Source organism: Microbacterium sp. ISL-103 (genome assembly GCF_018613995.1).
In the GTDB taxonomy this organism is placed as follows: Bacteria; Actinomycetota; Actinomycetes; order Actinomycetales; family Microbacteriaceae; genus Microbacterium.
Genome location: NZ_JAGGPD010000246.1, coordinates 1 through 2,925, shown reverse-complemented (window position 1 = coordinate 2,925; position 2,925 = coordinate 1). Strand labels below are relative to the sequence as shown.

General features: G+C 66.4%; 4 protein-coding genes. All 4 read right to left on the bottom strand.

Features of this window, described 5'->3' with window-relative positions:
* Positions 1 to 100: 100 nt before the first annotated feature.
* On the bottom strand, positions 101 to 1,219 hold the full coding sequence (locus J7E68_RS09990) for an acyl-CoA desaturase (protein WP_311416808.1): 1,119 nt from the start codon (positions 1,217 to 1,219) through the stop codon (positions 101 to 103).
* A gap of 148 nt (positions 1,220 to 1,367) precedes the next feature.
* Complete coding sequence (locus J7E68_RS09985; protein ID WP_210096956.1) at positions 1,368 to 1,652, bottom strand: hypothetical protein; 285 nt, start codon at positions 1,650 to 1,652, stop codon at positions 1,368 to 1,370.
* Between the two features lie 192 nt (positions 1,653 to 1,844).
* Complete coding sequence (locus J7E68_RS09980; RefSeq protein ID WP_215172175.1) at positions 1,845 to 2,216, bottom strand: Sec-independent protein translocase TatB; 372 nt, start codon at positions 2,214 to 2,216, stop codon at positions 1,845 to 1,847.
* A complete protein-coding gene (gene tatC, locus J7E68_RS09975) occupies positions 2,216 to 2,911 on the bottom strand; it encodes a twin-arginine translocase subunit TatC (RefSeq protein WP_215172178.1) in 696 nt (231 codons plus the stop codon). Before tatC ends, J7E68_RS09980 begins: the two co-directional genes overlap by 1 nt.
* Positions 2,912 to 2,925: the final 14 nt, after the last annotated feature.

Genomic DNA, 2,925 nt, shown 5'->3' with positions numbered 1-2,925 from the left:
CAGCCGTGCGACGTTCCGCTGGATCCGACGCGACTGAGACCCGCCGCCATACGCGAACGGCCCCTCCTGACGGAGGGGGCCGTTCGTTCGGGTTCGTCGTCTACGCGCGGCCGAACTGCGAGGCTTCGGGGCAGTCGAAGGGATCGGCGCCGGCGGCGAGTCCGACGCGGTTCAGGTACTCGATGACGATCGCGTACGACCGGCCGAGGCTGGTCTCGGTGTACGGCACGTCGTTGGCGATGCAGTAATCGCGCACGATCTCACGGGCCTTCGAGAGGTGCGGGCGCGGCATGTTCGGGAACAGGTGGTGCTCGACCTGGTAGTTGAGACCGCCCATGAGCCACGTGGCCCACCATCCGCCGCGGATGTTGCGCGAGGTGCGCACCTGCTTCGAGAAGAAGTCGAGGCGGGCGCTCGGATCGATGATCGGCATGCCCTTGTGGTTCGGGGCGAACGATGCGCCCATGTAGACACCGAAGACGGCGAGCTGCACGCCCATGAAGGCGAACGCCATGCCGAGCGGCAGCATCAGGAAGACCGGGATCAGGACGATCGCGAACCGCAGGGCGATCAGCCCCAGCTCGATCCAGCGTCCCTTGGCCTTCTTGCTCGTCACCAGGTGCTTGACACCCAGGTAGTGCAGGTTGAGTCCCTCGAGCGTGAGCAGCGGGAAGAACAGCCAGCCCTGCTTGCGCGTGATCAGACGCACGATGCCTCGCGACTGCGCAGCATCCGTCTCGAGGAACGAGATCGTGTCGACCTCGATGTCGGGGTCCTTGCCGACCTGGTTCGGGTTGCCGTGGTGCTTGGTGTGCTTCGAATCCCACCAGGAGTAGCTGATGCCGACGACACCGGCGGCGAGGATGCGGGCGAGGCGGAAGTTCGCGGGGCCCGACGAGAGGATCTGACGGTGGGCGGCCTCATGGGCGAGGAACGCCACCTGCGTGAGGATGATGCCGAGAGCTGCCGCCATGAGCAGCTGGAACCAGCTGTCACCGAGCAGGATGAAGCCGGTGACGACTCCTCCGAGGGCGACGGCGAGGCCGGCGGCCACGAAGATGTAGAACCATCCGGCGCGCTGCAGGAGGCCGGTTTCCTTCACGACCTGCGACACCTGCTTGTAGGCGTGCGTCATCGGGGGGATGTCTGCGTTGCCGGAATACGTCTGACGTACCGGTCCGAGCGTGGCTGCGGTCTTTTCGACCTGTGAAATGGAGATGTTGCTCTCCTGTCGATTGGAGCCCTTGAGCTGTGGAAAGCCCAAGGCAGATCGCCCAACGCTTACCTCAACATAACCCCCCGCACATGCGCTGTGGGGAATACGTCGCGGACTCTGTGACGACTCTGTGGCACGTCACAGGCGATGGTCAGGCGCGCGCCCGATGCGGGCCGCGCCGCAGCACCTGACGCAGCCGCCGCGAGAACGCCGACGGGCGCCGTTCAGGCGTGTTCGCGCCCTCCAGGGCGTCGCGGGCATCGTCGAGGGACTCGAACGAGCCGAGCTCCGTACCCCGCTGATCGCGGGCGAGGTGGGTGGTGCCGTCGAACTCGACGAAACCGGCGAATTCGCCGGCGCGGGTCGCGACGTGCACGTCGGTGTCGGCCTGTTTCCAGGTCAACGGATCGGAAGGAGGAAAAGTGGTCATGCTCATGGTCATACTCATTGCTGTGTGACGGGCACGCGCTGTCGCGACCCGCAAGATGTGAGACCGAGGGCGGATACCGCGCGCATCGATGCGCTTGGTCCGTGATGGCCCTGATCAGTGGCTTCGTGGTGGCCTAGAGGGGGGCCAGAACACACGTTGCTTGCTCAGTCTAGCAGGTCGTCGCGCACAGCGCGCGGTTCAGCTGTCGGTCGGAACCCAGACACGTCGCGGATGGGCGGAAGAACCGGTGACCACCCACGCGCCGAGCGGGGACCCGATCGCTTCGGGGGCGACCTCTGCCGCATCCGTCTCCCCGGCAGCCCAGGCCTCGCGGATGATGCGACGCGGGTCGTATCGGCGGGGGTCGAGAGCGGTCCAGTCCTCGCGGATCGATGCGACCCCCGTCTCCTGCTCCGCCCGCCGCGCCGCGTCTGCGACCAGCACGGTGACTCGAGCAATGAGCTGTCCGAGTCGCGACGCGTATGCGGGCAGCCGACGCGGTCCGATGATCACGGCGGCGATCAGAGCGACCACGAACAGCTTCTCGACAGTGAGTCCCAACACGGTCATCACCCGTCCGCTCGCGCGGTCACCGCGGCGGACCGCCGGTCCGCGGCGCGGTCGTGAAGCCACGCGATCAGCAGCGCCACGAGGAACAGCACGGTCATCGGAACGGCGATCAGGAACATCGACAGCACGTCGGCGGCCGGTGTCACGATCGCACTGAAGAGGACGATCGCGACGACGACGATCCGCCAGGAGCGCGCGATGGAGCGTGCCGGCAGCAGGCCGAGAAGATTCAGCATCACCAGGAACACCGGCAGCACGAACGCGACGCCGGTGGCGAGCACGATCTTGAGGATGAAATCGACGTAGTAGGAGGCCTGGAGCAGGGTGCTGTCCTGTGTCGAGGCGAAACCCGCGAGCAGCTGCACCATGTGGGGGAAGAGAAGGAACCCGACGACGCATCCGCTGGCGAACAGAGGGACGGATGCCGCGACGAACCCGAAGGCGTACTTCTTCTCGCGGCGCTCGAGCCCAGGGGCGATGAAGGCGAGCAGCTCGTACATCCAGACCGGGCTCGACAGGGCGACGCCGGCGAAGAGCGCGATCTTGAGCTTCAGGTCGAATGCGCCGGTGATGCTGTCGTAGTTCAGGCTCGCATCGCGCGATTCGGCGAGCGCCGTGATGGGCGCACGCACGATCTCCATGATCTGATCCGACAGGAGGTAGCCGGCGACGATCCCGACCAGGAGCGCAGCCATCGCGCGCAGGGAGC

Bases quoted from the DNA above. Each gene is read 5' to 3' on its own strand.
- J7E68_RS09980 (WP_215172175.1), bottom strand. From the start codon at position 2,216: ATGACCGTGTTGGGACTCACTGTCGAGAAGCTGTTCGTGGTCGCTCTG.
- J7E68_RS09985 (WP_210096956.1), bottom strand. From the start codon at position 1,652: ATGAGCATGACCACTTTTCCTCCTTCCGATCCGTTGACCTGGAAACAG.
- tatC (WP_215172178.1), bottom strand. From the start codon at position 2,911: ATGGCTGCGCTCCTGGTCGGGATCGTCGCCGGCTACCTCCTGTCGGAT.